A 1,214-nucleotide genomic window follows, 5' to 3' on the forward strand; every position below is an offset into this window, starting at 1 on the left:
TTGAAGCCTATAAAGAAGCCAGTTCCGGCTTTGAAAACGAATTGAGAACGATTAACAAGCTAGATACGGCGCTTGAAAAACATGGTGCGCATGCAGTGTTGATTGATGGTAGTGAAATTAAGGGGCTGGAGTGGTTTTTGTCAAAAGGTGTTGTTAAGAATACTACACGCGCTGCTTATTACCGTTATTTCGCTCAGGATAGGGATATTCATGACGATATTAAGCTATACACCGAGATGCACAACCTAGTGGTAAATATCGAGTATTGGCAGACTCAATTATCCGTATTTTCTCAGGCCTTGAACTCTAAAAAGAGTAATTTCAGTAAACAAATAAAGCGTTTTAATTCTGTTGAAATTGCTAACCGAATTAATGCTTATGATAAAAAAGTTGGCAAACTTTCCTCAAGTAACTTGATGACGCCAAAGCTTAGTAAGAGCTTGCAGATTGAGGCAATGAAAAACGGTGTAGATACTTTGGCAAGTAGGCTTGGTAAGCTTCAAAGCAAAGTAAATAATGGTCCTAAACTACTTTCAAGCCAGTTATCTGAAAGCGCAGCTCTAGGGCAGCGACTCGCAGCGAAAAAAGTGAAGATAGAGGCTTTGCTAGATAAGTTGGATAGCGAGATTACTAATGTCTGCCGGCAGCATCTTTCTGAGCTAAGAAAGGTGATGATGTCCAATTATGAGAGAGCTGAGCAAGGCTTGGTGCATATTTTCCAGGGTATCGCTGAAAATAAATCGACTAAGCGAAAGAAAAGTAAAGACGGGCGCTATTCTCGATGATGTATTTTATTAAATCGACTAGAAACAACGTTCCTAGGCTTTATTCTTGGGTACTTCTTTTAGCTGTAGGTATGTTTTCAAACACTTCTTATGCTGCTAGTGATGACCCATTTATTTTTGAGTTGAAAAGTGATCTCGAAACCATTGGTGATATCAAACCGAGCTTTATCGTCTACCAAGATAAACCTTTACCCAAGGTCTCAATTAATTACATCTTAAAGCGCTACATAAAATTATTTGAAAACGCTAACTCGCCTAATGTAAAAATTGATGCTTTGAATCGTATTAATAACTTAAGGGAAAAGTACAAACTCGATAGCAAGAAACTTACGATTGATAAAGTTACTCAAAGTCAGGTGGTGCTCGATAGCTATGATCGTATTGTCGATTCAGGTGTATTTTATCAACGCATGGATGAATTGCTTTACC

General features: G+C 38.2%; 2 protein-coding genes. Both read left to right on the top strand.

Annotated features, from left to right (window positions below; translation table 11 throughout):
* Positions 1-785: hypothetical protein (locus tag A3729_RS33385; protein WP_197476007.1), on the top strand; the 785-nt coding region annotated here is incomplete at its 5' end.
* A gap of 71 nt (positions 786-856) precedes the next feature.
* Positions 857-1,214 (top strand): hypothetical protein (locus A3729_RS23410; protein ID WP_197476008.1); only part of this gene is annotated, 358 nt, incomplete at its 3' end.

The sequence above is a fragment of the Oleiphilus sp. HI0043 genome, assembly GCF_001634935.1.